Consider the following 23,394-nt stretch of genomic DNA (forward strand, 5'->3'; position numbering starts at 1 on the left):
GCGACCCTGGGCTATGCCAGATGCAGCACGACCTCGCGCCGGTGCGGATGGTCGCGGTGCTCGAACAGGTAGAGGCCCTGCCAGGTCCCGAGCGCGAGCCGGCCGCCGCTCACCGGGATCGACAGCGAGGCCGGCAGCAGCGCCGCCTTGATATGGGCCGGCATGTCGTCCGGCCCCTCGGCGCGATGGGTCAGGTAGGCCATGGCCGGATCGTCCGCCGGCGGCGCCAGCCGGGCGAAAAAGGCGGCGAGGTCGCGCCGGACATCCGGATCGGCGTTCTCCTGGATCAGGAGCGAGCAGGAGGTGTGGCGCACGAACAGCGTCAGCAGGCCGGCCTCGACCGCAGCCTCGCGCACGAAGCGCACGGCGGCATCGGTGAATTCGTAGAGCCCGGCCCCGCGCGTCTCGACCGTCAGGCGGGTCTGCCTCACCGCTCGGTCAGCGCCAGCCTGGCGCCGAGCGCGACGAAGGCCGCCGCGAAGCTGCGCCGCAGCCAGGCCATCACCGCCGGCCGGCTCACCACCTTGTCGCGCATCGCCGCGGCGAACAGGCCATAGAGCGCGAAAACGACGAAGGTCATCGCCATGAACACGCCCGAGAGCTCGAGCATGCGCGCCAGCGGGCTCGCCTCGTTGGCCGCGATGAACTGCGGCAGGAAGGCGACGAAGAAGATCGAGAGCTTCGGGTTCAGCACGTTGATCGCGACGCCGTCGACCAGCACGCGCCAGGTCGAACGCTTGTCGCTTCCGGTCTCGACGCTGAGCGCGCCCTGCTCCTTCAGCGTCTGCCAGGCCATCCAGAGCAGATAGGCGACGCCAGCATATTTGACGATTTCGAAGGCGAGCGCGCTCGCGTGAAGCAGCGCCGCCAGACCCATCATCGCGGCGATCAGATGCGGCACGATGCCGAGCGTGCAGGCGAAGGCGGCGAGCACGCTCGCCTGGCCTCCCCGCGTCAGCCCGGCGGCGATGGTGTAGATCGCGCCCGTGCCGGGCGAAGCGACGATGATCAGCGAGGTCAGCAGGAATTCTGGCGACATGGGTTGCTCCGCGCCCTGCGACGATGTCGGAGCCGCATCGATACCGCGCTCGCAGGCGCCTTGCTAGCCCAGCCCCTCGAAGATGCCGCCGATGACGCTGACGACCGCCGCGCCGGTCGCGGCCACCGCGGTCCCCGCGCCCTCGATCACGGCGCCGACGACGGCGCCGACCACCTCGCCGACGCCCTCGACCATGACATTGCCGGCGATGTCGAGTGCGCCGCCGATCGCATCCCCGGAGGTCGAGCCTTCCGCGTCCTTCTTCGGCTGGAGCGGGAGATTCGCCTGCAGCGCCGCCCTGGCGGCCTCGATCTCGGCGGCAGTCGGGATACCGGTCATCTGTGCTCCTCCGGGGAAGCCCCGATCATCGGGCTTACCTTGGATAAGGTGATCGATTCTCAGAGTTTAGAGCAGGCCCGCTGCGAAAAACCATTGCCGCTTTTTGGCAGCATGCTCCTGCGGAACTGTGGCGGCCTGAACCGATTTTGCTTGCCCCGGGCACAGCTCGACCATAAGGGCAGCAGGCGTCCCCTCGGACGGCCGTAAGCGTCTCACGTCAGGCAACGCATCCACCCGGCTTTTACGCCGTCCGGATGCCAGACGCTAAGGACGGCGCCGCCTGCCTGAGGAACCTTTCCGATGATCCCTGTCCGCAAGCTGCCGGCGCGCTATGGCGCGCTCGTCACGCCCTTGATCCTCTCCGGCCTGATGACCCTGATCGTCTCGGGGATCTCGACGCTGCGCGTGCTCGGCCCGACGCCCGCTTTCCTGCAGAGCTGGCCGAGCGCCTGGGGCCTCTCCTGGCTGGTAGCCTTCCCGGTGCTGCTGCTGGCCCTGCCGGTGGCGCGCCGGCTGACGGCGATGATCGTCGCGCCGACAGGCTGAGCGCCAACGAAAAAGGGCGGCTCGCGCCGCCCTTCTGCACTCTCCGGACCGGTCCGGTCGACTAGTTGTCCAAAAAGCTCCTGAGCTTCCGGCTCCGGCTCGGATGCTTGAGCTTGCGCAGCGCCTTCGCCTCGATCTGGCGGATGCGCTCGCGCGTCACCGAGAACTGCTGGCCGACCTCTTCGAGCGTGTGGTCGGTGTTCATGCCGATGCCGAAGCGCATGCGCAGCACGCGCTCCTCGCGCGGCGTGAGCGAGGCCAGCACGCGCGTCGTCGTCTCGCGCAGATTGCTCTGGATCGCCGCGTCGATCGGCAGGATTGCGTTCTTGTCCTCGATGAAGTCGCCGAGATGGCTGTCCTCCTCGTCGCCGATCGGGGTCTCCAGCGAGATCGGCTCCTTGGCGATCTTCAGGACCTTGCGCACCTTCTCCAGCGGCATCGCCAACTTCTCGGCCAGTTCCTCCGGGGTCGGCTCGCGGCCGATCTCGTGCAGCATCTGGCGCGAGGTCCGGACGATCTTGTTGATCGTCTCGATCATGTGCACCGGGATGCGGATGGTGCGGGCCTGGTCGGCGATCGAGCGGGTGATCGCCTGCCGGATCCACCAGGTCGCGTAGGTCGAGAACTTGTAGCCCCGGCGGTACTCGAACTTGTCGACCGCCTTCATCAGGCCGATATTGCCTTCCTGGATCAGGTCGAGGAACTGCAGGCCGCGGTTCGTGTACTTCTTGGCGATCGAGATGACGAGGCGCAGATTCGCCTCGATCATCTCCTTCTTCGCCTGTCTGGCCTCGCGCTCGCCCTTCTGGACCATCAGCACGATCTTGCGGAACTCCTGGATCTCCAGGCCGGTCTCCGAGGCCATCGTATGGATGTCCTCGCGCAGGTCCTTGATCCGCTCCTTCTCCTGCGCGACGAACTCCTTCCAGCCGCGCGAGCCGAGCTTGGAGACGCGCAGCAGCCATTTCGGATCGAGCTCGCCGCCGATATGCTGCTTCAGGAAGTCGTCGCGGGCGACGCCATAGCTCTCGGCCAGGCGCAGCAGCCGGGTCTCGTGCGAGATCAGGCGCTTGTTGATGTCGTAGAGCTGCTCGACCAGTGCCTCGATGCGGTTGTTGTTGAGCGAGAGCGACTTCACCGCGACGATGATGTCGTCCTTCAGCTTCTTGTACTTGCGGTCCTGCGAGGGCGTGAGCTTGGCGTTCTCCAGCCGGTTGGCGATGTCCTGGTCCTGCAGGCGGCGCAGCTTGGTGTAGTTGCTCGCGATCGAATCGAAGGTCTCGAGCACGCGCGGCTTCAGCTCGGCCTCCATGGCCGAGAGCGACACGTTGTTCTCCATGTCGTCGTCGTCCATGCCTTCGGGCGGCGCGCCGTCGGCGGCGGCCTCGGCCGGCTCCTCGCCCTCGCCTTCCTCGCCCTCGCCCGGCAGCTGCGCCGGGTTCTTGCCGTCCGGGCCGGCATAGGTTGCCTCGAGGTCGATGATGTCGCGCAGGAGGACCTTGCCCTCCATCAGCTCGTCGCGCCAGATGATGATCGCCTGGAAGGTCAGCGGGCTCTCGCAGAGCCCCGCGATCATCGCCTCGCGCCCGGCCTCGATGCGCTTGGCGATCGCGATCTCGCCCTCGCGCGAGAGCAGCTCGACCGAGCCCATCTCGCGCAGATACATCCGCACCGGATCGTCGGTGCGCTCGGTCGGCTCGAGATTGCGCTTGGTCTCGACCGGCAGGGCCGAGCGCGAGGCCTCGACGAGATCGCCGCCTTCGGCCTCGTCCTCGCCATCGTCCTTGCCGCGTGCCGCGCGCTCCTCGCCGGCCGCCTCCGGATCCTCGTTGTCGACGACGTTGATGCCCTGCTCGCTGAGCTGGCCGAGCACGTCCTCGATCTGCTCGGAGGTGAACTCCTCCGAGGGCAGGACCTCGTTCAATTCGTCATAGGTGACATAGCCGCGCTTCTTGGCGAGCTTGATCATCCGCTTGACGGCCTGATCGGTCAGGTCGAGGAGCGGGCTGTCCGTGCTCGGGGGCGCTTCCGGGGACCCCGGTTCGGACTTGTCCCGCTCGCTCACTTTGGTCGCCATCAATCAGCGCTCCGCCATCTTGCGCGCCGGCGCTGCCGCTCCGACGCAGAAAAGGGCGCCGCGGCTGCTGTCGCTGCCGCGCACCCACCCAACTCGATCCTCGCAGATAGCGCCGACCATCGTTGATGAATCGTGCACCATCCTAAAAGCGATCTCCGAAACTGCCGACGAAAAGCAACGCGCCCTGCCTGATCAGTCGTTGGAATTCGCCTCGGTCCCCTCGATCGTCTCGAGCCGGGCCTTGACGTCCTTCATCCAGGCGAAATTGGCTTCCGTTGGTTCGTCAGCCAATGCGCGTTCGGCTGCCTTCAGCTCGCTATGTAGCGTGCGTGCGCGATGATGCAAGACGAGAGCCTGCCGAATCGAATCAAAAACCGATTCCGGATCAGCCGTTTGCGCGAGCTTCAGCCGCTCGGCCGGCTGGGTGACGGCGAGCAGCGCCGCCTGCGCCTCGGCGACGCGCGTCTGCTCCAGCCTGCGCCCGAACGACTCCTGGTCGAAGCTGCCCTCGATCGCCGCGTCGAGCAGCGCCTGGCGGAAGCGCTCCGCCGCCGGCCCGTCGAGCGCGAGATCGGCGATCTCGTCGACGCAGCGCATGACGAGGTCGGGATGGCTCGCCAGCGCCAGCAGGATGAAGGCCTCGCGCGGGTTCTCGCCATGCCGGCGCTGCAGCAGCGGCGAGCTGACGAGTTGCGGGCTCGGCCGCACCAGCGAAAGCGGTGGCCGCTCGTTGCCGCGCCAGGCGCCGCGCCCGCCGCGCGAACCGCCGCCGAAGCCGCTCTGTCGCCGCCCCTCGAAGCGCTCCTGCTGCGGCGGCGCGAAGAGCTGGCCGAGGCGCTCGTCGATCTCGCGGCGGTAGTGCCGGCGCGTCGCCTCGTCGCGGATCTGGCCGAGCGGCTCCCTCAGCCGGCGCTCGAAGGCGGCGCGCCGCTCGGGCGTGTCGAGCTGGCTCGCCTCGAACTCGCGGGCCCAGAGCATGTCGACCAGCGGCCTCGCCGCCCCGATCACCTCGGCGATCGCCGGCTTGCCGCCCGAGCGGGCGAGATCGTCCGGGTCCTGCCCTTCCGGCAGCAGCGCGAAGGCGAGCGAGCGGCCGGGCTCGAGCAGCGGCAGCGCGAGGTCGATCGCCCGCCCAGCCGCCTTGCGGCCCGCCTTGTCGCCGTCGAGGCAGATCACCGGCTCGCCGGCCATGCGCCAGAGCAGGGAAAGCTGATCCTCAGTCAGCGCCGTGCCGAGCGGCGCCACCACCTGCGGGAAGCCGGCGAGCGTCATCGCGATCACGTCGACATAGCCCTCGACCACGATCACCTGGCCGCTATCGTGCGCGGCCTTGCGGGCATTGTGGTGGTTGAACAGCAGCGCGCCCTTGTGGAAGAGCGGCGTCTCCGGCGAGTTCAGGTATTTGGCCGGCACGTCGGCGCTCATCGCCCGGCCGCCGAAGGCGACCACCCGCCCGCGCGCATCGTGGATCGGGAACATGATCCGGTCGCGGAAGCGGTCATAGGGAACGGCGATCTCCTCGCCATGGACGAGGAGCCCGGCCTCCATCATCAGCTCGGCGCTCACCCCCTTGCCGGCGAGATGGTCGCGCAGCGCGAACCGGTCGGGCGGGGCGTAGCCGAGGCGGAAGAGCTGGCGCGCCTTCCCTTCCAGCCCGCGCCCCGACAGATAGCGCCGCGCCAGCCCGCCGCGCTCGGATTGCAGCTCGGCCTCGAAGAAGCGCGCCGCGAGTTCGACGACCTCGTGCAGCCCCTTGCGCTTCTCCTCCTGCGCCTGCGCCTCGAACGAGACTTTCGGCAGGGCGACGCCGGCCTCCGAGGCGAGCTTCTCGACCGCCTCGGGGAAGGAGAGCCCTTCGGTCTCCATCACGAACTTGAAGATGTCGCCGTTCTTGCCCGAAGAGAAATCGAAGAAGGAGCCCTTCTGGTCGTTGACGAAGAAGGACGGCGTCTTCTCGGCGTTGAAGGGCGAGAGCCCCTTCCATTCCCGCCCGGCCTTGGCGAGGCGCACGCGCTTGCCCACGACCGCCGAGACCGGCAGCCGCGCCTTGATCTCCTCAAGGACGGAGGGCGGGAACTTCATGGCTTCCTATCTGGCCGCTGCGCGCCCGCTTGCCAACCGCGGAAACCGCGGTCGCCGGGCTTATGGTCCATATCCACAGCAAGCCCCATATGATAAAGAAAATCGCGAAAAAGGAAGAAAGCCGTGGCGCTCAACATCAAGGACCCGGAGACGGAGAAGGCGGTGCGCCAGCTCGCGCGCCGGCGCGGGCTCAGCCTGACCGAGGCCGTGCGCCTGGCTGTCAGGAGCGAGCTCGACAAGGACGAACTGTCCGAGGAGGAGAAGGCGCGGCGGGTGGCGGAGGGACGGCGCAGGCTGGAAGCCCTGTACAAGAAGTATGGCATCGAGCCGACAGACCACAGCATGACCAAGCAGGAGATGGACGACGCGATCGGGTATGACGAGAACGGGATGCGGTAAAACTCGTCATCGACACCTCAGCGGTCGTTGCCTGCCTGGCCGGCGAGCCGGAGCGAATGGCTTTCATCGACAGTCTCCAGCTCGCCACGCAACGCGACTTTTCGGCAATGAACCTCCTGGAAGCGCGCCTGGTGCTAACCTTTACGAAAGGTTTGCCCGCAGAACTGATCGACGACTTTCTGCTGGACTACGCAGTTCATGTCGTCCCCTTCGACGAGGAGCTCTCCAATCTCGCCTTCGACGCCTATCGCCGCTACGGCAAGGGCCGCCATCCCGCCAAGCTGAACATGGGCGACTGCGCCGCCTACGCGCTCGCCAGGTCGCGCGGCTGGCCCCTGCTCTACAAGGGCGAGGACTTCACCCAGACCGATATCGAGCGGGCCTGATGCCGCCCGCGGTCGAGACACGGCTGCTGCGCCAGTTCATCGCCGTCGCCGAGGAACTGAACTTCCACCGCGCCGCCGAGCGCCTGCACATGGCCCAGCCGCCGCTCAGCCAGGCGATCCGCAAGCTCGAGGATGCGCTCGGCCTGCCTCTGTTCGAGCGCAGCAACCGCAGCGTCGCGCTCACGCCCGCCGGCGCGGCCTTCGTCGGCAGCGCCCGGCGCGTTCTCGCCCTCATCGACGAGGGTATCCGGGAAGCGCAGGCCGTCGCCGCCGGCCGGGCGGGCCGCCTCTCGATCACCTTCGTCGGCACCGCCCATGACCTGCTGCCGGCGGCGCTGCGCCGCTTCCGCACGGAGTACCCCGGCGTCGAGCTCGTCCTGCGCGAGGCGACCACCGCCGAGCAGATCGCGGCGATCGCCGCCGGCGAGGCCGATATCGGCCTGATGCGCCGGCCCGGCATCATGAGCGCGCAGCTCGCCAGCGAAACCCTGCTGCGCGAGCCGATCCTGGCCGCGCTGCCGGTCGATCATCGGCTCGCTGAGCGTGATCGCGTTCCGCTCGCCGCTCTCGCCGGCGACGCATTCATCGGCACGCCGCGTCGGCTCGGCATCGGCTTCCACGACCAGATCATCGGCCTCTGCCGCCTCGCCGGTTTCTCGCCGCGCATCGTCCAGGAGGCCCGTCAGATGCAGACCGTCGCCAGCCTGGTCGCGGCCGGGCTCGGCGCCGCGCTGATCCCGGCCTCGCTGGCGCTGATGCCGCGCGCCGGCGTCGCCTTCCGGCCGATCGCCGTCGAGGCGCCGCCGGAAATGACGCATGTCGAGCTGATCGCCGCCTGGGACGCCACGCGCCGATCGCTGCCGCGCGACAATGTCCTCGCCATGCTGCGGCAGGCTGCGCGCGATATGCAGATGATATCAAACTGAAACCAACAATATATTTTACCGCCGCCGTCTTGGCTGGCAGCCTCTCCTCGACAGCAACAGCGAGAGAGTCTTCGCCATGCCACGCCGCTTGCGACGATGGGGCCTGATCGCCGCGGCCCTGACCGCGGCCGCCCTTTTCACCATCCCGACCCGCGCAACCGAACGAGCGACCATGATCGAGCAACTGCGAATCTACGAGATCTTCGACGGCAACAAGGCCGCCTTCCACGCCCGTTTCCGCGACCACGCCGCCCGCATCATGAAGCGCTACGGCTTCGAGATCGCGGCGATGTGGGAGGCGAAGGCCAAGGACCGCACCGAGTTCGTCTACGTGCTGCGCTGGCCCGACGAGGCGACGATGCGCGAGAGCTGGGCCCGCTTCATGCAGGACGCCGAATGGGCGGCGATCAAGGAGCGCACGGCCGCCGAGCATGGCCGCCTCGTCGGCGCGATCGAGGAGCGGGTGCTGCGGCGCACGAGCTATTCGCCGTGAGAACCTCACCCCGTCATTCCGGCCGCAGCGAAGCAGAGCGCCGGAATCCATCGTAGAGCGCCGAACTCTGCGATGGACACCGGAACTGCGCCGCCATGCGGCCTGTCCGGAATGACGAGAAATCGGACCGCGGCGCGCCTGCCGCCGCTCCGGCTGATCAGCCGCCGAGCAACTGCTTCACCATCGGCGAGACCTTGGCGAAGTCCATCTGGCCGGCATAGGCGCCGCGCAGGGCCCCGATGACCTTGCCCATGTCCTTGATCGTGTCGGCGCCGGTCTCGGCGATGACCTCCTCGATCGCCGCCTTGATCTCCTCGTCGCTCATCTGCTTGGGAAGATAGGAGGAGATCACCGCGACCTCGGCGCGCTCGCCCTCGGCCAGCTCGGGCCGGCCGTTCGCGTCGTAGATCGCGATCGATTCCTGGCGCTGCTTGATCATCTTCTGCAGCAAGGCGAGGATCTCGTCGGCCGAGGCCTCGCCCTTGCCGGCGCCGCGCGCCTCGATGTCCTTGTCCTTCAGCGCCGACTGGATCAGGCGGATGGCGGCGACCTTGCCCTTCTCTCCGGCCTTCATCGCGGTCTTGAGGTCGGCGGTGAACTGCTCGCGCAGGCTGGACATGATGTTACGAACCTTCTTCGTTCATTGACGGGGCGCGGGCGGCCGATTAAGGCTCGCGCTCCAGACCGGCGGCGCCATGACGCGCGCAGCCTTCACGCTTGCCGCAAGCTTCGAGCGGCCTGGACGAGACATAGACATGACCGCTCACGAAGGAAACCCCGCCGCGCAAGGCTGGCAAGGGGGCACACAAGAGGGCTGGGCCGAGCCGCGCCCCACCGCCGTGCTGGTGCTCGCCGACGGCACGGTGCTCGAAGGCTTCGGCCTCGGCGCCGTCGCCGAGGCGCCCGGCGAGGTCTGCTTCAACACGGCGATGACCGGCTATCAGGAGATCCTCACCGATCCTTCCTACGCCGGACAGATCATCACCTTCACCTTCCCGCATATCGGCAATGTCGGCGTCAACGAGGACGACACCGAAACGGTCAACGCCGCCGCCTCCTCCGGCGTGCGCGGCGTCGTGCTGCACGCAGCGGTGACCCAGCCCTCGAACTGGCGCGCGGCGAAGCATCTCGACGGCTGGCTCAAGGCGCGGGGCATCGTCGGCATCTGCGGCGTCGACACCCGCGCTCTGACCACGCTGATCCGCGAGAAGGGCATGCCCAACGCGGTCATCGCTCACGACCCGGCCGGCAAGTTCGACATCGAGCGCCTCAAGAAGGAGGCTGCTGCCCTGCCGGACATGGCCGGGCTCGACCTCGTGCCGCTCGTCGCCGCGACCCAGCGCTACGACTGGGACGAGACGCCCTGGCAATGGCCGCGCGGCTACGGCAAGCGCGAGAGCGCGGCGCACCGCGTCGTCGCCATCGATTACGGCGTCAAGCGCAACATCCTGCGCCTGCTCGCCAAGGCCGGCTGCGAGGTCGAGGTCGTGCCCTCGACCGCGAGCGCCAAGGACATCCTCGCCCTCGATCCCGACGGCGTCTTCCTCTCGAACGGCCCGGGCGACCCGGCCGCGACCGGCGAATACGCCGTGCCGGTCATCAAGGAATTGCTCGACCGCAAGATCCCGACCTTCGGCATCTGCCTCGGCCATCAGATGCTCGCCCTCGCCATCGGCGGCCAGACCATGAAGATGAAGCAGGGCCATCACGGCGCCAATCATCCGGTCCAGGACAAGACCACCGGCAAGGTCGAGATCGTCTCGATGAACCACGGCTTCGCCGTCGATCCGTCGACGCTGCCGGCGAACGCGACCGAGACCCATGTCTCGCTCTTCGACGGCAGCAATTGCGGCATCGCGCTCACCGACCGCCCGGCCTTCAGCGTCCAGCACCATCCGGAAGCCTCGCCCGGCCCGCAGGACAGCCACTACCTCTTCACCCGCTTCGTCGAGCTGATGGAGACGGAGAAGGCGAAGAAGGTGGCTTGAGGCGGCTCGTTTTCTGCAGCTTACATCAAGAATGCGCGGTCATCCCGGGCGACCGAAGGGAGGCCCGGGATCCATTCCGGAACGGTTCAGGAATGGATTCCGGCTCTTCGCTACGCTTCGGCCGGGACGACACGGAACTGGTTCACAAAACTTCCCTGGATTGACAGGCCCGTTCGCGCGCGCTCTAAGCGGGCCATGACTGGTCCCTGCCTGCTCGCCCGCGACTATTACGCCCCGTCCTCATAGAGGCGGTGGCATCTTCATGTCTCAACCGCCGCGCTGGCGGTTGAAATCAGGCAGTCACCCGGCATCGCGGCCCCTCCCGAAGGAAAACGCGATGCTTGTCCTGAACACCGCCCATCCCTCCGTCGGCCTGATGGGCTTCGGCGCCTTCGGCCGCCTGATCGCCCGCCATCTCGAGCCGCATTGCCGCCTCCTGGCCTTCGACCCGGCACTGCCGGCCGATATGGCCGCCGGCGGCATCATCGCCGCCGATCCGGCCGAGATCGCCGCCTGCGACATCGTCATCCTCGCCGTGCCGGTCGCGGCCCTCTCCGGGGCGATCGCGACCTTGCGGCCGCATCTGCGTCGCGGGGCGATCGTCGTCGATGTCGGCTCGGTCAAGATCGGCCCGGCCCGGACCATGCTGGCGGAGCTGCCCGGGGACGTCGAGATCATCGGCACCCACCCGCTCTTCGGCCCGCAGAGCGGGCGCGACGGCATCAAAGGTCTCAAGATCGCGATCTGCCCGATCCGCGGCGCCAGCGCCTGGCGCATCGCCGCCTTCCTGCGCCGGGTGCTTGGCCTCGAGGTCATCATGACGACGCCGGAGGCGCACGACCGCGAGGCCGCGCTGGTCCAGGGACTGACCCATCTCATCGCCAAGATCCTGGTCCGGATGGAGCCCCTGCCGCGCCGCATGACCACGGCGAGTTTCGATCTCCTGATGCAGGCGACCGAGATGGTCCGCCATGACAGCCCCGCCGTCTTCCTCGCCATCGAGCAGGCCAACCCGCATGCCCGCCCGGTGCGCGACCGCTTCTTCGCCCTGGCCGAGGAGATGCGGGCGCGTCTCGACCGGGACAGCCGCCCGGCAATCGAGGCAAAGCCTGAGCGATACGAGGCGGCGGCGCCCTGATGCCTCAGCGCCGCAGCACCGCCAGCGCTGCCAGCACGACCCAGAGATAGCTCGCCAGGAACAGCGCCCGGTTGGCGAAGCCGACATAGCCGCTGACCCCGGCCGGCAGCGCCTGCAGCGGGCCGATCTGCGCCGCCATGTCGACGCCGGCGCCCTTCAGCGCCGAGAAGAACAGGAAGAGAGCGCCCAGCATCGCGACGAAGCTGAGCCAGGGCAGATGCGCCGACCAGAGCGGCGGCGCGACGTTCCCACCCTGACGTGCCAGGGCGAGCGTCAGCACGACGGCCGCCGCGCACAGCGCCGGAATGCCGATCATCGCCGCCGGCCCGTGCAGCTTGTGATTGATGTCGAACAGCCCGCCCATGGCCTGGCCGATGCCGGCGAGGCAGAGCAGCCCGAGCCCGACCAGGCCGAGCGTGCTCGCCGACAGCGGCCAGAGCGCGCCCGCCAGGGCGAATGAGCCGGCCGCCCAGGCGAAGAACATGATCGCCAGAAGCCAGCCCTGGCGGCCATTGGCGTATTCGCTCACCATGCGCCAGGACGGCTCGAATTCCGGGCTGACGACATGCAGGAGGATCAGCGCCACGCAGGAGATCGCCGTCGCGCCGAGCGCGAGACAGGCGCAGCGGATCGACCAGTCGCCGAAATCGACTTGGCTCATGACGTTTGCCAAAGCAGGCTCCCCCGGTAGCGCCGCATCCCCGTCGCGGCGAAGCCAACCCCTCTTGATTCCGATATAGAAAACTACATCGAATTATGTCAACACTCGGCAGACGCAGCTATTCCTCCCAAATGCGCGCCCAATCGGCCGAGGAGACGCGCGCGCGCATCCTCGACGCGGCGCTGGCACTCTTCGGCGACAAGGGGGTCGACAGGGTCACGGTGGCTGCGATCGGCGACCGGGCCCAGGTCGCCGCCTCGACGGTCTATGCCGTGTTCAAGTCGAAGGCCGGCATCCTGCGCGCGTTGATGGAGCGGGCGCTGTTCGGCAGCCGCTTCCGCTCGGCCCAGGACATCCTCGCCGGCGTGACCGATCCGGTCGCGCTGATCGGGCTCACCGCAGAGGTCGCCCGCGCGATCTACGAGAGCGAGGATCGCGACCTCGGCCTGCTCCGCAACATCTCCGGCTTCTCGCCGCTCCTGCGCGAGGTCGAGCAGGAGTTCGAGGCACTGCGCTATGAAATGCAGGAGGCGCGCGTGCGAGCCTTGTTCGCGGCCGGCAAGGCGAAGGCCGGCCTGTCCCTGGACGAGGCCCGGCGGATCCTCTGGATGTACACCAGCCGCGACGTCTACCGCATGCTGGTCTGCGAGGGCGGCTGGCCGGTCGAGCGCTATCGCGGCTGGCTGTCGCAGACGCTGGTGGACGCGCTCGTCGCGCGCTGACCCCCGGCGCAATCTCAGGCGGCCTTCGCCTCCTGCCGCAGGAAGCCCGCCAGCTTGCCCGCCGGCAGGCCGGCTTCGCACGCGATCCTCGTCGCCAGCGCCGCCGCCGCCGGCCGGGGCTGGCCGACCGGCCGATCGAGCCAGTAGGAGACGGGATTGAGCGCGGTGCGCCGATCGGCCGCCACGACCCGTCCGGCATCGACCTGCGCCTGCGCCAGGGGCGGACGCGCCAGCGCGACGCCGAGCCCGCACGCGGCGGCGTCGAGCACGAGATTGTAATCCTCGAAGCGCCGGTCCTGCTGACGCGGCCGGAAGTCGAGCCCCTGTGCATTGAACCAGGCGCGCCAGCCGGCGGCATCCGAATCATGGATCAGCGGCTGGTCGAGGAAGCGCTCCGGCCTGCCCTCGCCGATCGCCCTGGCCAGTTCCGGCGAGGCGACGGGGTAGCACCACTCCTCGAACAGCTGCACCGAGACCCGGCCCGGCGTGCCGCCCCGGCCGCAGCGGATGGCGAGGTCGATTCCCTCTTCGTCCAGGTCGACCTTGCGGTGGTCGACCTGCAGCACGATGCGCAAGGCGGGATCGCCGCTCTCCAGGCGCTGCCAGCGCGGCATCAGCCAGAGCGAGCAGACCGACGGCGTCGCGCTGAAGCGCACCACCGCCGCCCCGCGCGGCTCGCTCCAGCGGTCGGAGCTGTCGGCGAAGACCGAGAAGGCCTCCTGCGTGCGCTGGAACAGGCGCTGCCCTTCCGGCGTCAGCGAGACTCCGCGCGCCTGGCGCTCGAAGACGCGCAGGCCGAGCCAGTGCTCCAGCTTGGCGACCTGCCGCGAGACCGCGCCATGGGTGAGGTTCAGTGCCTCGGCCGCGGCCGAGAAGCTGCCCGAGCGCGCGGCGGCTTCGAAGGCCCGCAGCGTGTCGAGCGGCGGGAGCGGGGAGCTGTGATCCATGCTCACAGCTCGTCATCGAATTACTCGTTTGTCAATCAGCTTGCCGAGGCGTCTATCGGGAGCGAACCGTCATCCGCCCGAAAGAGGCTCGTCATGACCACCGCTGTTCCCGCAGCCCCCGCGAGGCCCGGCTCCACGCTCGACGCCATCCTGCTCTTCACCATCCCCTTCACCGTGATCGCCTGGGCCTCGTCCTTCCCGGCGATCCGGGCCGGGCTCGCCGGCTTCGGCGCGCTCGAAATGGCGGCGCTGCGCTTCGCCATCGCCGGCGCCGTCTCGGCGCTCTTCCTGCTCGCCACGCGCCCGAAGCTGCCCGAGCGCGCCGACATCTGGCGCTTTCTCACCGGCGGCATCGTCTTCATCGCGCTCTATGCGATCCTCCTCAATCTCGGCCAGCGCGTCGTCCCGGCGGGCGCGGCGAGCTTCATCATCAACACCAACCCGATCATGACGGCGGCGCTCGCCATGCTGGTGCTGAACGAGCGCTTCAGCCTGATCGCCTGGCTCGGCACCGCGCTCGCCTTCGCCGGCATCGGCGTGATCGCGCTCGGCAACGGGCTCGACCTCGACATCGGCGTCAGCGTGCTGCTGATCCTCGGCGCCGCCCTGTGCAACTCGGTCTCGACCGTGGTGCAGAAGCCGCTCTTTTCCCGACACAAGCCGCTCACCGTCGCGGCCTGGAACATGGCGATCGGCGGCCTCGCCCTCGCGCCCTTCCTGCCCGGCGCGCTGGAGCAGGTGCCGGCCGCTCCGGCACAGGCGCTCTGGTCGGTGGTCTGGCTCGCTCTGGTCTCCAGCGTCGTCGCCTATGGCACCTGGGCGATCACCCTGTCGCGCCTGCCGGCCGCCCGCGCCGCCAACTTCCAGTACTGCGTGCCGCCGGCGGCGATGCTGATCAGCTTCATCTGGCTCGGCGAGGTCCCGACCGCGCTCGGCCTGATCGGCGGCGCCATGGCGCTGGCCGGGGTGGTGATCGTCAACCTGAAGCGGTGACCCCATCGTCGTTCTCGGGCGGCGCCCGGCGCCGACCCGAGAATCTCATGACGAGAAGGCACCGGCCGGAGCTTCTTACGGCCTGAGATGCTCGGGCCAGGCCCGAGCATGACGTGCCTTCACTCGACGCTTTGCGCCTCCACTTGGCGCTTCTCGATCCCCAGGATCAGCTTCCGCAGCACCCCCGCCAGCATCTCCCGCTCCCTCGCATCCAGCGGCTGCAGGAAGGCGAGCTCGCTCGCCATGTCGGTGCGGAAGGCCTGCTCGGCCAGCGCCGCGCCCTTTTCCGTCAGCGCGACCTGCACGCTGCGCCCGTCCTGGGCCGACTTCTCGCGCCGGACCAGCCCCGCCTTCTCCAGCCGGTCGAGCCGGTGCGTCAGCCCGCCCGAGGAGATCATCAGCAGCGAGTACATCTCGGTCGGCGTCAGCCGGTAGGGCGGGCCGGAGCGCCGCAGCGTCGCGATCACGTCGAACTCGCCGCGGTCGAGCCCGAAGCCGGCGAAGGTCGCCTCGATGCTCGACCTGACCATGTTGCCGAGCCGGAAGGCGCGGCCGAGGATCGCCATCGGCTCGGTGTCGAGATCCGGCAATTCCCGCGCCCATTGCGCCCGCAGGCGGTCGACATGGTCCTGCGCCGCACCTTCCCCTGTCGTGGATTCGCTCGTCATCTCCGTGCCTTGGCTGTCACGATCTCGGCAGCGAGACATACACGTCGTCCGGCGGCCAGCCAAGATATCTCGGCGCAAAGATAATTATCTTGACAGGAAGATACCTTGCTGCTAGATATCTTCCTGTGAAGATAACTCACTTTCGCATCAGGGAGGCAGCGATGTTCAACATTCTTCGGGCCGAGGATCAGCAGCGCGCCGCCAATCGCACGCTGCGGTTCGAGGGGCAGGCGCTCGGCGGGCCGGTCTCGTTCTTTCTGGTCGACGCCGAGCCGGGCCAGGGCTCGATGCTGCACGTCCATCCCTATTCCGAGACCTGGATCGTCCGGAGCGGCGAGGCCGAATTCACCGTCGGGGGCGAGACGACCCGCGGCCATGCCGGCGACATCGTCGTGGCCGCGCCCGACGTCCCGCACCGTTTCGAGAATGTCGGCGAGGGCCGGCTCGAACTGGTCTGCATCCATCCGAACGAGCGGATCGTGCAGCGGAACCTCTGAGGACCGCGCAGCAACAAGGAGAACCACCATGCCCAAAATGCTCTTCGTCAACCTGCCGGTCGCCGACATCGCGGCCGCGACCCGCGTTTACGAGGCGATCGGCTGCAGGCGGAACCCGGATTTCAGCGACCACCAGGCTTCGAGCATGGTCTGGTCCGACACCATCACCTTCCACCTGCTCACCCGCGATTATTTCGCGACCTTCACCAGCAAGCCCGTGGCCGACGCCCATGCCGGCGCGCAGGTGCTGCTGGCGCTCACCCTGGAGAGCCGCGCCGAGGTCGACGCCATGGTCGAGGCCGCCTCCGCCGCCGGCGGCAAGGCCGATCCGCGCCCGGCGACCGATCTGGGCTGGCTTTACAACCGCGCCTTCGAGGACGCCGACGGCCATGGCTTCGAAGCCGTCTTCGCCGACATGTCGGCGATGCCGGTGGGGTGAGAATCGCGCCGGGGGCAACGCTCCAACCACGTTCCGGATGGGAAAAGGCGGCGCGGAGCGCGGATGAGGGCTGCCCGCCCGGCCGGCCGCCGCATGGTTAACCCTCGATTAACGGTTTAATGGTCGTCTCATGACTGTCAGATCATCCTCGGCGCGCGGGTGTGACTGACCGGCTGGCCTTTCACCGCCCCACCGAGCAGATTCTGACGCGAGCTCCCTCATGGACGTATTCACGATGGTCATCGTCGCCTGCGTGGCGGGCGAGCCCAATTGCTCTTCGACGCATCTCAGCGAGATGAGCTTCACCAGCGCCGAAGCCTGCGAGGCGCGGGTCGACAGCGTCGTCGGATCGATGACGAAGGAGTTTGGCAAGCGCCCGGAGCTGAAGGGGCGGCAGGTCAGCTACGACGTCTCCTGCATGAACCGCGTTCAGCTTGCCCGGAAGTTCGGGATCAGGCAGTCGGACACTTAGGCAGCGGTTGCGGCCGGTCTGACGGCAAAGAGGGAGACCCCTCTTTGCCGCGACGATCGCCGAGGGTGACGCGCTACTCGATCACCTGGATGATCTTGCGCGAGCCCGGCTCGACCAGAACCGTCTTGTCGTTGACGACGGCGTAACTGTACTGCGTGACGCCGACATCGGCAGGCAAGGTGCGCAGCGTCACCGAAGACGGCAGCGCCGCCCCCACGGTCACCGACTCGGTCACCTTCACGGAGCTGGGCTTCTCCTTCATCACATAGGCGCGGACCTTGCTCTGCTGCTCGGTCGTGATGGTGGTGGTCGTCGTGGTCGAGGTCTGGGCGAATGCGACGAGCGGCGCCATGGCGAGGGCGGCTGCGAGAACGATCTTCTTCATGTCGGCCTCCAGATTATCCCAGCCGGTGGCCTCAACTTAGAACCCTTGTAAATAGTTCCCCCGCTGGCCCGCCGTCATCGACCGGCTCGCATTGGCCGGCCGAATTCGGACGGGGCGCATGGCAGCGGCGGCCGGCAACGACGCTGCTTCGGCATTTCGCCTCCGCTCTGGATTACGACACCGCCTCAGCCCCGCGCCCTCCCTCGGATGGCGTTCACCTCCAAACCGTCGCGGCGCTTGGCATGTGGGGCCTTTGGGCGCAGGTGCAGGAACCGGCGAAGGCCGCTTCGGCCGCCCTCGATGCTTGAACAAGCTTCTAGTTCTGACCGGCGGCCACGACGCAGAACTGGTTTCCTTCGGGATCGCGCAATACGGTGTATTGCTCGGCCTCGCGCAGGAGGGTTGCGCCGAGAGCGGTCAGGCGCATCACTTCCGCCGAGCGGTCCGCGGCCTGGATGTCGAAATGGATGCGATTGCGCTCGGGACGAGGCCCGGTCCGCAAGTGGAAGCACAGGGTCAAAGCAGGCCCGTCGAGCATCACCGACGGGTCGGTCTCGGGGGTGAGGCCGAGCGCGGCCAGCCGCGCGATTTCGGCATCGTCATAGGGTCGCAACTGGAAATCATCGAGCGCCGCGGCCCAGAAGCGCGCGACCCGCGACGGAACATCGCAATCGATCACGATCTCTTTCAGCGTCGCCATCAGGAATCACCCGCGAACAGCCGCCGCTGCAGCTCGTCCCACAGCTCGGGCGATTGCGCCGCCAGGATGCCGAAGCCCGGCTCGGCGGGCCTGTAGGGGCTGCCATCGAAGCGCGCCGCCCGGCCGCCCGCCTCCTCGAGGAAGAGCGTGCCCGGCGCGTGATCCCAGGGCAGGCCGCGCCAGAACATCACGAAATTCTGCTCGCCCCGCACGATCGCGGGATATTCCTCGCCGGCGCAAAACAGGCCAGGCAGGATCGCGGCGAGATCCCGGCCATTGGCCGTGACCCGCGCCGTCATCTCCGCGGGCAGGAAGCGGGTGAGCACACCGCCGCGCAGCGCAGCCCATTGCGGCGGCCGCCCGGCCCAGACGCGCTCGCCATCGATCCAGGCGCCGGAGCCGCGCTCGGCGACATGGAGCGTGCCGGTCGCCGGGCTGAGCATCCAGGAGGCGACGGGCTCGCCCGCGCGCAGCAGCGCCACCATCATCGAGAAGCACGGGCTGCCCTTCACGAAATTGGCGGTGCCGTCGACCGGGTCGACCACGAAGACGGTGCCCTCGCCCAACCCCTGCAGCAGCTCCGGCTGCGCCGAGACCGCCTCCTCGCCGATCACCCGCGAGCCGGGCAGCAGCGCGGGCAGGCGGAGATTGAGCAGCCGCTCGGCTTCCTCGTCGGCGATCGTGACCTCCTCGCCGGGCGATTTCACCCGGACCTCGGACTCGGCCAGCCGCTGGAAGCGCGGCATCACGGCTTCGGCCGCGACCTCGCGCAGCAGGTCCGAGACCTGCTCGATCGGCACCTGTCCGGCCATCGTCAGAAGCCCCGCCGCTCCAGCTCGGCTTCGGCTTCGGTGATGTAGTCCCGGATCACCGGCACGGCGCTCTTGTGCGGGCCGAGCAGCAGCTGGAAGACCATGTCGCCGCCGATGTCGAAGGAGATCGAGCAGGCGGAGAGATAGAACTCCCACATCCGTGCGAAGCGCTCGCCGAGCATCGTCACCACCTCCGGCCGGTGCGCCATGAAGCGCTCTCGCCAGGCCTCCAGCGTCCAGTGATAGTGCCGGCGCCAGAACTCGCAGTCGGAATGCCACAGCCCGGTCTGCTCGACCGCGGCGAAGACCTCCGACAGCGCCGGCGCATAGCCGCCCGGGAAGATGTACTTGTCGAAGAACGGGCCGGTGAAGCCGGGCGGCCCGACGCGGCCGATGCAGTGGACGAGCGCGATCCCGTCGGGGGTCATGAGGTCGCGGATCTTTTCGAAATAGTCGAGATAATGCGCGACGCCGACATGCTCCATCATGCCGACGGAGACGACGCGGTCGAAGGTTCCGGTCAGCTCGCGATAGTCCTTGTTGACGAAGGTCACGGCATCGCCGACGCCGGCGGCCTCGGCGCGCTTCTGGGCGGCCGCCATCTGGTCGGGCGAGACGTTGAGCCCGGTCACCTTCGCCCCGCAGGCCCTGGCGAGATAGATCGCGAGCTCGCCCCAGCCCGAGCCGATGTCGAGCACGCGCATGCCCGGCTCGATCTTCAGCTTGGCGGCGATGTGCCGGAGCTTGGCCTTCTGCGCGGCTTCGAGCCCGACCTCGGGGCTGTGCCAATAGGCACAGGAATAGGTCATCGTCTCGTCGAGCCAGAGCCGGTAGAATTCGGTGGGGATGTCGTAATGGTGCTTCACCTTCTTGCCGGCGACGCCGAGGGGATTGTGCATCCGCCAGCGCCGGAGCTTGAAGCGGACCTTGCGGATCGCCGCCTGCAGCGGGTGCTTGCGCAATTCGCCGCGCTGGATCCAGAACAGCGTCAAGAGGTCGTGGATGGTCGAGCCGTCCTCGAACTCGATGCGCTGGTCCATGTAGCCTTCGGCCAGGGCGAGCTCGGGGTTGAGGAAGAGCTCGCGCTCGATCCTGTTGTCCTTGAAGCGCACCGTCACCTCGCCGGCGACGACCGGCTTGCCGGCGAAGACGAACTCGGTCCGGCCCGGGCCGAAGACATGGCGCTGGCCGTCCGGCGCAATGACGGTGAGCCGGCCCTTGCGGATCGAGCGCTTCAGCAGTTTCGGCAACAGCAGCATGGTCGGGCAGGCTCCGGTCGGTCGCGCGCAGGCTATCGGCTCGCCTGACGTGCCGTAAACCGCGCCTGCAATCAACCTGACTCCACAGCTGCCGCAGCCATGCCAGATCACGCGGCATCGGACGGCATCGTCCAAATGCAGATAACGTGATCGATTCTAAGAGTTTAGAGCATGCTCGATGCGAAAAACCGGTGCCACTTCTTCGCAGCATGCTCTAGGGCTAGGCGGACGGCGCCCCGGCGCCGGTTTCGAAACGGGAAACCCGATGTCCTGGCGTGATTTCTGGAACGGCGAGCATGCGATCTACGTCTCGGATCGCCACAAGGCTCTGCATTACCGCCGCATCGCGCAGGACATCGCCGCCGCCGTGCCGTCCCGGGACGCGGCGGTGCTCGATGTCGGCTGCGGCGAGGCGCTCTCGGCCGATCTCGTCGCCACCGCCAGCGGCCGGCTGATCCTCTGCGAGGCGGCGCCGACCGTCCGCGACAAGCTGAAGGTCCGTTTCGGCGCGCTCGCCAATCTCTCGGTCGTCTCGCCGGAAGAGGTCGAGGCCCTGCCGGACGATTCGCTCGACCTCGTCGTTGCCAATTCGCTGATCCAGTATCTGAGCGAGGACGAGCTGAAGCGGGCGCTGGCGACCTGGCTCGCCAAGCTGAAGCCCGGCGGCGAGCTCATCCTCGCCGACGTGATCCCGCCCGACCTCTCGCCCCTGACCGACGCGACCGAATTGCTCGCCTTCGCCTGGCGCGGCGGCTTCTTCGTCGCGGCCCTCGGCGGGCTGGTGCGCACGGTCTTCTCGGACTACCGCAAGCTGCGCGCGCAATACGGGCTCTCGACCTACAGCCCCGTCGGCATCTCGGCGCTGGTCGAGGCGGCCGGCTTCGAGGCCGTCACGCGCCGCCCGAATTTCGGCCACAACCCGCACCGCATGGCCTTCTCGGCCAGGAAGCCGCTGCCGCCCGCGGTCGCGACGCCGTGATCACGCGCCTTCGCGATCGGCGAAGGAGAAGAATTTGTGCCCGGCGAAGGTGAAGATCATCACGATCAGCGTGGTGACGAGCTGCATCGGCAGATAGGGCAGGCCGGCGACCTTGACGAAGAGGTGCATCAGCACGCCGGTCAGCAGGAAGCCGCCGAAGGCGATCAGGCCGAAGCGCCAGCTCGCCTCGCCATGGCTCCGCGTCGCCTCGAAGGTCAGCCAGCGGTTCAGCGAATAGGAGACCACGGCGCCGAGCGCGAAGCCGGCGAGCGAGGCCGGAACGGGATCGACCCCGCCGAGCTCGACCAGGCCGATCAGCAGCGCGTAATGCGCGACCGCCGTCACCCCGCCGGAGAAGGCGTAGGCGACGACCTGGCGCGCAGGACGGGGGAGACGGTTCAGCATCGCGGATGCCTATACCGCGGATGCTGAACGGAAGCCTACATGCCGCGCCCTTGCCTGCCTCGGCTCGTTCCGGACGGCGTGCGCGGCGGCGGCGCGCCGGGATCCATCAATGCGCCAGCATTTCCTCGGCGATCTGCTTCCCGGTCAGATCGGCCGGATAATAGGTCGGCCAGTTGGTGACCTCCTTCAGCAGGGCGGCGCGGTCGTCGCCCCAGTAGAGATGGTAGTGGTCCGCGATGTCCGGTGCGATCATGTGATCGCTGAACTGGATGAAGCGCGGCGCCGCCTCGTCGCCGTCCTCTTTTCTGAAAATGAAGCGGACACCGCGATTGCCCTTGGCGTAGGTGAGAATCTCGTAGCCGTCCGGCACGTAATTGGCCTTGGTGGGCTGCTTTCCACGAAAGAACGTCACGCTTTTTCCGGCGATGACGATGCGGTCGACATCGGTCTTGTAGCCGGCCTTGTAATAGGCTCGGTATTCGCTCGCGCTCTTGTCGCCACGCTTCGCCTTCTCGGCCATCACCGGGTTCAGCGTGCCGTCGAGCAGGTAGGGATAGACGGACTGCCATTCGCCCTCCCAATCCTCCAGCGTGCGCGGCTTGACCTGCTCGTCCCTGAAATAGCCGTTGTAGACCTCGCTTTTCGCGCCATGGGCGTGGCCGTGCGCGTGATCGTGCTCCTTGGACGATCTGGCGTGCGCCGCTCCCGCGGAGACGGCCTGTCCGGCCAAGGCCAGGGCCGAGACCAGGGCGAGCGCGCGGGCGGGCCTGGTGACTATGTTGTGCATGCGTCGGGTCCTTGTCGATGGGTGGTCGGGTTATGAGGCGGCCGCTTCGGCCCGGCGCCAGGTCGGGAACGGATCGGGCAGGTCGCGATAGCGCTCGGGTCTGAAGGCGATGGTCGGCGTCTCGCCGACGAGGCAGGCATCGAGCGCGGCGCGGATGGCGGGTTCGTCCAAACCGGCGCCGATGAAGACCAGTTCCTGCCGGCGGTCGCCCCAGACCGCGTGCCAGTGCCGGTTCAGGAGCGCGCGCCAGTCCGGATGATCGGGCCAGCGCGGGCGCGGCACGGCCGCCCACCAGAACCCCATCGCCTCGGTCCGGCAGATCGCGCCGGCGAGCGACATCTCGCCGACCCATTCCGGCCGCGTCGCCAGCCAGAAATGCCCCTTGGCGCGGATCACCCCGGACCAGCTCCGTCCGAGGAAATCGTTGAACCTGCCCGGGTGGAACGGTCGGCGCGCCCGATAGACGAAGGAGGAAATGCCGTATTCCTCGGTCTCCGGCACATGGTCTTTGAAGCCGTAGAGCTCCTTGTGCCAGAGCGGATGCTCCTGCGCCTTCTCATGATCGAACAGACCGGTGTCGAGGATCTGATCGAGCGGCGCCCCTCCGAAATCGGCCTCGATCAGCCGCGCATCCGGATTGAGCGCCCGGATCACCAGTTTCGCCTGCTCCACCGCCGCGGAACCGGCGTCGGAGACCTTGTTGAGCACCACGACGTCCGCGAACTCGATCTGCTCGACCAGCAGATCGACCAGCGTGCGCTCGTCGCCCTCGCCGGCCGTCTCGCCGCGCTCGCGCAGGAAGTCGCGCGAGCCGTAATCCTTCAGCAGATTCACGGCGTCGACCACCGTCACCATGGTGTCGAGCCGGGCGAAATCCGAGAGCGAGAAGCCGTCCTCGTCGCGAAATGCGAAGGTGGCTGCGATCGGCAGCGGCTCGGCGATGCCGGTGCCCTCGATCAAGAGGTAGTCGAAGCGCCCGTCGCGGGCGATCCGGCCGACCTCGGCGAGGAGATCGTCGCGCAAGGTGCAGCAGATGCAGCCATTGCTCATCTCGACCAGCTTCTCGTCGGTGCGCGAGAGGTCGCCGCCGCCGGCGCGCACCAGATCGGCGTCGATGTTCACCTCGCTCATATCGTTGACGATGACCGCGACCTTGCGGCCGTCGCGGTTGTTGAGGACATGGTTCAGCAGCGTCGTCTTGCCGGCGCCGAGAAAGCCGGAGAGCACGGTGACGGGAAGGCGGCCATCCATCGCG

29 protein-coding genes are annotated in these 23,394 nt (G+C 68.1%); 13 read left to right on the forward strand and 16 right to left on the reverse strand.

Going from position 1 to position 23,394, the window contains the following annotated elements; genetic code table 11:
* Window positions 1-11: 11 nt before the first annotated feature.
* The 3 genes from CS1GBM4_RS14695 to CS1GBM4_RS14705 all read right to left on the reverse strand — a co-directional run bounded on the left by CS1GBM4_RS14695 (window position 12) and on the right by CS1GBM4_RS14705 (window position 1,378).
* On the reverse strand, window positions 12-431 hold the full coding sequence (locus CS1GBM4_RS14695; RefSeq protein WP_186419472.1) for a secondary thiamine-phosphate synthase enzyme YjbQ: 420 nt from the start codon (window positions 429-431) through the stop codon (window positions 12-14).
* Window positions 428-1,039 carry a LysE family translocator gene (locus CS1GBM4_RS14700; RefSeq protein ID WP_186419473.1) on the reverse strand — a complete coding sequence of 204 codons (612 nt, stop codon included), beginning with the start codon at window positions 1,037-1,039 and terminating at the stop codon, window positions 428-430. Before CS1GBM4_RS14700 ends, CS1GBM4_RS14695 begins: the two co-directional genes overlap by 4 nt.
* A gap of 63 nt (window positions 1,040-1,102) precedes the next feature.
* Window positions 1,103-1,378, reverse strand: a complete 276-nt coding sequence (locus CS1GBM4_RS14705; protein WP_186419474.1) for a hypothetical protein — start codon at window positions 1,376-1,378, stop codon at window positions 1,103-1,105.
* A 300-nt stretch (window positions 1,379-1,678) separates the two neighbouring features.
* On the opposite strand from CS1GBM4_RS14705, the gene CS1GBM4_RS14710 reads away from it, so the two are divergent.
* Window positions 1,679-1,924, forward strand: coding sequence for a DUF2798 domain-containing protein (locus CS1GBM4_RS14710; RefSeq protein WP_186419475.1), 246 nt, complete (start codon window positions 1,679-1,681; stop codon window positions 1,922-1,924).
* Between the two features lie 61 nt (window positions 1,925-1,985).
* Here CS1GBM4_RS14710 and rpoD read toward each other — a convergent pair whose 3' ends face one another.
* Both rpoD and dnaG read right to left on the reverse strand, forming a co-directional pair.
* A complete protein-coding gene (gene rpoD / locus CS1GBM4_RS14715) occupies window positions 1,986-4,001 on the reverse strand; it encodes an RNA polymerase sigma factor RpoD (protein ID WP_186419476.1) in 2,016 nt (671 codons plus the stop codon).
* Between the two features lie 192 nt (window positions 4,002-4,193).
* Window positions 4,194-6,083 carry a DNA primase gene (gene dnaG, locus CS1GBM4_RS14720; RefSeq protein WP_186419477.1) on the reverse strand — a complete coding sequence of 630 codons (1,890 nt, stop codon included), beginning with the start codon at window positions 6,081-6,083 and terminating at the stop codon, window positions 4,194-4,196.
* A 123-nt stretch (window positions 6,084-6,206) separates the two neighbouring features.
* Here dnaG and CS1GBM4_RS14725 point away from each other — a divergent pair, with 123 nt between their 5' ends.
* The 4 genes from CS1GBM4_RS14725 (at window position 6,207) to CS1GBM4_RS14740 (ending at window position 8,287) form a co-directional block, all read left to right on the forward strand.
* Window positions 6,207-6,482 carry a type II toxin-antitoxin system VapB family antitoxin gene (locus CS1GBM4_RS14725; protein ID WP_186419478.1) on the forward strand — a complete coding sequence of 92 codons (276 nt, stop codon included), beginning with the start codon at window positions 6,207-6,209 and terminating at the stop codon, window positions 6,480-6,482.
* Between the two features lie 8 nt (window positions 6,483-6,490).
* A complete protein-coding gene (locus CS1GBM4_RS14730) occupies window positions 6,491-6,868 on the forward strand; it encodes a type II toxin-antitoxin system VapC family toxin (protein ID WP_186419803.1) in 378 nt (125 codons plus the stop codon).
* Entirely contained in the window at window positions 6,868-7,794 is a 927-nt protein-coding gene (locus CS1GBM4_RS14735; RefSeq protein ID WP_186419479.1) for a LysR substrate-binding domain-containing protein, read from the forward strand. The genes CS1GBM4_RS14730 and CS1GBM4_RS14735 overlap by 1 nt, the downstream gene beginning before the upstream one ends.
* A 172-nt stretch (window positions 7,795-7,966) precedes the next feature.
* The gene (locus CS1GBM4_RS14740; RefSeq protein ID WP_186419480.1) at window positions 7,967-8,287 is read left to right on the forward strand and encodes an NIPSNAP family protein; all 321 of its coding nucleotides are present in this window, start codon (window positions 7,967-7,969) and stop codon (window positions 8,285-8,287) included.
* Between the two features lie 157 nt (window positions 8,288-8,444).
* Here CS1GBM4_RS14740 and CS1GBM4_RS14745 read toward each other — a convergent pair whose 3' ends face one another.
* Complete coding sequence (locus CS1GBM4_RS14745) at window positions 8,445-8,906, reverse strand: GatB/YqeY domain-containing protein (protein WP_186419481.1); 462 nt, start codon at window positions 8,904-8,906, stop codon at window positions 8,445-8,447.
* A 136-nt stretch (window positions 8,907-9,042) separates the two neighbouring features.
* Between CS1GBM4_RS14745 and carA the strand changes: the two genes are divergently transcribed.
* Window positions 9,043-10,275: a glutamine-hydrolyzing carbamoyl-phosphate synthase small subunit gene (gene carA / locus CS1GBM4_RS14750; RefSeq protein WP_186419482.1), complete on the forward strand. Its 1,233-nt coding sequence runs from the start codon at window positions 9,043-9,045 to the stop codon at window positions 10,273-10,275.
* A gap of 337 nt (window positions 10,276-10,612) precedes the next feature.
* Complete coding sequence (locus CS1GBM4_RS14755) at window positions 10,613-11,413, forward strand: prephenate dehydrogenase (RefSeq protein WP_186419483.1); 801 nt, start codon at window positions 10,613-10,615, stop codon at window positions 11,411-11,413.
* Between the two features lie 4 nt (window positions 11,414-11,417).
* Here CS1GBM4_RS14755 and CS1GBM4_RS14760 read toward each other — a convergent pair whose 3' ends face one another.
* A complete protein-coding gene (locus CS1GBM4_RS14760; protein WP_186419484.1) occupies window positions 11,418-12,074 on the reverse strand; it encodes a DUF998 domain-containing protein in 657 nt (218 codons plus the stop codon).
* Between the two features lie 131 nt (window positions 12,075-12,205).
* Between CS1GBM4_RS14760 and CS1GBM4_RS14765 the strand changes: the two genes are divergently transcribed.
* Complete coding sequence (locus CS1GBM4_RS14765) at window positions 12,206-12,796, forward strand: TetR/AcrR family transcriptional regulator (protein ID WP_244607235.1); 591 nt, start codon at window positions 12,206-12,208, stop codon at window positions 12,794-12,796.
* A gap of 14 nt (window positions 12,797-12,810) precedes the next feature.
* On the opposite strand, the gene CS1GBM4_RS14770 is transcribed toward CS1GBM4_RS14765, so the two are convergent.
* On the reverse strand, window positions 12,811-13,743 hold the full coding sequence (locus CS1GBM4_RS14770; protein WP_186419486.1) for a LysR family transcriptional regulator: 933 nt from the start codon (window positions 13,741-13,743) through the stop codon (window positions 12,811-12,813).
* Window positions 13,744-13,836: 93 nt separating this feature from the next.
* Here CS1GBM4_RS14770 and CS1GBM4_RS14775 point away from each other — a divergent pair, with 93 nt between their 5' ends.
* Window positions 13,837-14,736, forward strand: a complete 900-nt coding sequence (locus tag CS1GBM4_RS14775; protein WP_186419487.1) for a DMT family transporter — start codon at window positions 13,837-13,839, stop codon at window positions 14,734-14,736.
* A gap of 119 nt (window positions 14,737-14,855) precedes the next feature.
* Here CS1GBM4_RS14775 and CS1GBM4_RS14780 read toward each other — a convergent pair whose 3' ends face one another.
* Window positions 14,856-15,404, reverse strand: a complete 549-nt coding sequence (locus CS1GBM4_RS14780; protein WP_186419488.1) for a MarR family transcriptional regulator — start codon at window positions 15,402-15,404, stop codon at window positions 14,856-14,858.
* Window positions 15,405-15,565: 161 nt separating this feature from the next.
* Here CS1GBM4_RS14780 and CS1GBM4_RS14785 point away from each other — a divergent pair, with 161 nt between their 5' ends.
* The 3 genes from CS1GBM4_RS14785 to CS1GBM4_RS14795 all read left to right on the forward strand — a co-directional run bounded on the left by CS1GBM4_RS14785 (window position 15,566) and on the right by CS1GBM4_RS14795 (window position 16,812).
* Window positions 15,566-15,901, forward strand: coding sequence for a cupin domain-containing protein (locus CS1GBM4_RS14785; protein WP_186419489.1), 336 nt, complete (start codon window positions 15,566-15,568; stop codon window positions 15,899-15,901).
* 28 nt (window positions 15,902-15,929) lie between these two features.
* On the forward strand, window positions 15,930-16,340 hold the full coding sequence (locus tag CS1GBM4_RS14790; RefSeq protein ID WP_186419490.1) for a VOC family protein: 411 nt from the start codon (window positions 15,930-15,932) through the stop codon (window positions 16,338-16,340).
* 220 nt (window positions 16,341-16,560) lie between these two features.
* Window positions 16,561-16,812 (forward strand): hypothetical protein, encoded by a 252-nt coding sequence (locus CS1GBM4_RS14795; protein ID WP_186419491.1) that lies wholly within the window; start codon window positions 16,561-16,563, stop codon window positions 16,810-16,812.
* 73 nt (window positions 16,813-16,885) lie between these two features.
* Here CS1GBM4_RS14795 and CS1GBM4_RS14800 read toward each other — a convergent pair whose 3' ends face one another.
* The 4 genes from CS1GBM4_RS14800 to CS1GBM4_RS14815 form a co-directional block, all read right to left on the reverse strand.
* Entirely contained in the window at window positions 16,886-17,197 is a 312-nt protein-coding gene (locus CS1GBM4_RS14800) for a DUF1236 domain-containing protein (protein WP_186419492.1), read from the reverse strand.
* A gap of 316 nt (window positions 17,198-17,513) precedes the next feature.
* Complete coding sequence (locus tag CS1GBM4_RS14805) at window positions 17,514-17,897, reverse strand: VOC family protein (RefSeq protein WP_186419493.1); 384 nt, start codon at window positions 17,895-17,897, stop codon at window positions 17,514-17,516.
* Window positions 17,897-18,709 carry an inositol monophosphatase family protein gene (locus CS1GBM4_RS14810; protein WP_186419494.1) on the reverse strand — a complete coding sequence of 271 codons (813 nt, stop codon included), beginning with the start codon at window positions 18,707-18,709 and terminating at the stop codon, window positions 17,897-17,899. The genes CS1GBM4_RS14805 and CS1GBM4_RS14810 overlap by 1 nt, the downstream gene beginning before the upstream one ends.
* Before the next feature lie 2 nt (window positions 18,710-18,711).
* Window positions 18,712-19,968: a cyclopropane-fatty-acyl-phospholipid synthase family protein gene (locus CS1GBM4_RS14815; protein ID WP_186419495.1), complete on the reverse strand. Its 1,257-nt coding sequence runs from the start codon at window positions 19,966-19,968 to the stop codon at window positions 18,712-18,714.
* Window positions 19,969-20,233: 265 nt separating this feature from the next.
* Between CS1GBM4_RS14815 and CS1GBM4_RS14820 the strand changes: the two genes are divergently transcribed.
* Entirely contained in the window at window positions 20,234-20,947 is a 714-nt protein-coding gene (locus CS1GBM4_RS14820; RefSeq protein WP_186419496.1) for a class I SAM-dependent methyltransferase, read from the forward strand.
* Here CS1GBM4_RS14820 and CS1GBM4_RS14825 read toward each other — a convergent pair whose 3' ends face one another.
* The 3 genes from CS1GBM4_RS14825 to zigA all read right to left on the reverse strand — a co-directional run bounded on the left by CS1GBM4_RS14825 (window position 20,948) and on the right by zigA (window position 23,390).
* Window positions 20,948-21,352: a GtrA family protein gene (locus tag CS1GBM4_RS14825; protein WP_186419497.1), complete on the reverse strand. Its 405-nt coding sequence runs from the start codon at window positions 21,350-21,352 to the stop codon at window positions 20,948-20,950.
* Window positions 21,353-21,458: 106 nt separating this feature from the next.
* Entirely contained in the window at window positions 21,459-22,139 is a 681-nt protein-coding gene (locus CS1GBM4_RS14830) for a metal-binding protein ZinT (protein WP_186419498.1), read from the reverse strand.
* Window positions 22,140-22,169: 30 nt separating this feature from the next.
* Complete coding sequence (gene zigA, locus CS1GBM4_RS14835) at window positions 22,170-23,390, reverse strand: zinc metallochaperone GTPase ZigA (RefSeq protein WP_186419499.1); 1,221 nt, start codon at window positions 23,388-23,390, stop codon at window positions 22,170-22,172.
* Between the last annotated feature and the right edge of the window lie 4 nt (window positions 23,391-23,394).

It is taken from the genome of Allobosea sp. CS1GBMeth4, from assembly GCF_900185715.1.
GTDB lineage: Bacteria > Pseudomonadota > Alphaproteobacteria > Rhizobiales > Beijerinckiaceae > Allobosea.

Coding starts and splice junctions, on each gene's coding strand:
- CS1GBM4_RS14700 (WP_186419473.1), bottom strand. CDS start 1,039: ATGTCGCCAGAATTCCTGCTGACCTCGCTGATCATCGTCGCTTCGCCC.
- CS1GBM4_RS14705 (WP_186419474.1), bottom strand. CDS start 1,378: ATGACCGGTATCCCGACTGCCGCCGAGATCGAGGCCGCCAGGGCGGCG.
- CS1GBM4_RS14710 (WP_186419475.1), top strand. CDS start 1,679: ATGATCCCTGTCCGCAAGCTGCCGGCGCGCTATGGCGCGCTCGTCACG.
- rpoD (WP_186419476.1), bottom strand. CDS start 4,001: ATGGCGACCAAAGTGAGCGAGCGGGACAAGTCCGAACCGGGGTCCCCG.
- dnaG (WP_186419477.1), bottom strand. CDS start 6,083: ATGAAGTTCCCGCCCTCCGTCCTTGAGGAGATCAAGGCGCGGCTGCCG.
- CS1GBM4_RS14735 (WP_186419479.1), top strand. CDS start 6,868: ATGCCGCCCGCGGTCGAGACACGGCTGCTGCGCCAGTTCATCGCCGTC.
- CS1GBM4_RS14740 (WP_186419480.1), top strand. CDS start 7,967: ATGATCGAGCAACTGCGAATCTACGAGATCTTCGACGGCAACAAGGCC.
- CS1GBM4_RS14745 (WP_186419481.1), bottom strand. CDS start 8,906: ATGTCCAGCCTGCGCGAGCAGTTCACCGCCGACCTCAAGACCGCGATG.
- carA (WP_186419482.1), top strand. CDS start 9,043: ATGACCGCTCACGAAGGAAACCCCGCCGCGCAAGGCTGGCAAGGGGGC.
- CS1GBM4_RS14755 (WP_186419483.1), top strand. CDS start 10,613: ATGCTTGTCCTGAACACCGCCCATCCCTCCGTCGGCCTGATGGGCTTC.
- CS1GBM4_RS14760 (WP_186419484.1), bottom strand. CDS start 12,074: ATGAGCCAAGTCGATTTCGGCGACTGGTCGATCCGCTGCGCCTGTCTC.
- CS1GBM4_RS14765 (WP_244607235.1), top strand. CDS start 12,206: ATGCGCGCCCAATCGGCCGAGGAGACGCGCGCGCGCATCCTCGACGCG.
- CS1GBM4_RS14770 (WP_186419486.1), bottom strand. CDS start 13,743: ATGGATCACAGCTCCCCGCTCCCGCCGCTCGACACGCTGCGGGCCTTC.
- CS1GBM4_RS14775 (WP_186419487.1), top strand. CDS start 13,837: ATGACCACCGCTGTTCCCGCAGCCCCCGCGAGGCCCGGCTCCACGCTC.
- CS1GBM4_RS14780 (WP_186419488.1), bottom strand. CDS start 15,404: ATGACGAGCGAATCCACGACAGGGGAAGGTGCGGCGCAGGACCATGTC.
- CS1GBM4_RS14785 (WP_186419489.1), top strand. CDS start 15,566: ATGTTCAACATTCTTCGGGCCGAGGATCAGCAGCGCGCCGCCAATCGC.
- CS1GBM4_RS14790 (WP_186419490.1), top strand. CDS start 15,930: ATGCCCAAAATGCTCTTCGTCAACCTGCCGGTCGCCGACATCGCGGCC.
- CS1GBM4_RS14795 (WP_186419491.1), top strand. CDS start 16,561: ATGGACGTATTCACGATGGTCATCGTCGCCTGCGTGGCGGGCGAGCCC.
- CS1GBM4_RS14800 (WP_186419492.1), bottom strand. CDS start 17,197: ATGAAGAAGATCGTTCTCGCAGCCGCCCTCGCCATGGCGCCGCTCGTC.
- CS1GBM4_RS14805 (WP_186419493.1), bottom strand. CDS start 17,897: ATGGCGACGCTGAAAGAGATCGTGATCGATTGCGATGTTCCGTCGCGG.
- CS1GBM4_RS14810 (WP_186419494.1), bottom strand. CDS start 18,709: ATGGCCGGACAGGTGCCGATCGAGCAGGTCTCGGACCTGCTGCGCGAG.
- CS1GBM4_RS14815 (WP_186419495.1), bottom strand. CDS start 19,968: ATGCTGCTGTTGCCGAAACTGCTGAAGCGCTCGATCCGCAAGGGCCGG.
- CS1GBM4_RS14820 (WP_186419496.1), top strand. CDS start 20,234: ATGTCCTGGCGTGATTTCTGGAACGGCGAGCATGCGATCTACGTCTCG.
- CS1GBM4_RS14825 (WP_186419497.1), bottom strand. CDS start 21,352: ATGCTGAACCGTCTCCCCCGTCCTGCGCGCCAGGTCGTCGCCTACGCC.
- CS1GBM4_RS14830 (WP_186419498.1), bottom strand. CDS start 22,139: ATGCACAACATAGTCACCAGGCCCGCCCGCGCGCTCGCCCTGGTCTCG.
- zigA (WP_186419499.1), bottom strand. CDS start 23,390: ATGGATGGCCGCCTTCCCGTCACCGTGCTCTCCGGCTTTCTCGGCGCC.